The 222-nt window shown below is 63.1% G+C and carries 1 protein-coding gene; it reads right to left on the bottom strand.

The window, feature by feature from the left end:
- Window positions 1-16: 16 nt before the first annotated feature.
- Window positions 17-163 (bottom strand): hypothetical protein, encoded by a 147-nt coding sequence (locus tag QN347_RS20510; RefSeq protein WP_323494504.1) that lies wholly within the window; start codon window positions 161-163, stop codon window positions 17-19.
- Window positions 164-222 lie beyond the last annotated feature (59 nt).

The raw sequence follows: 222 nt of genomic DNA, 5'->3' as shown, positions 1-222 counted from the left end.
CTATTCGTCGGCAGCGTCAGATGTGTATAAGAGACAGTCGCACCGGGATGATCTTGTCCTCGCGCCCGTTGACCAGATCCTGCGGCACGACGAGCGGCAGCAGCCGAGGGGCCGAGGTGTCGGCATAGACATCCGCACGCGCACCGGGCTGTCTCTTATACACATCGCGGATGCCGTCGTCTGCGTGAAAAAAAAAAAAGGGGGGGGGGGGGGGGGGGGGGG

The organism is Sphingomonas sp. 10B4, assembly GCF_035019905.1.
GTDB lineage: Bacteria > Pseudomonadota > Alphaproteobacteria > Sphingomonadales > Sphingomonadaceae > Sphingomonas > Sphingomonas glacialis.
Note: the sequence above shows the minus strand (reverse complement) of the source record. Positions and strands in the feature narration are given on the sequence as shown.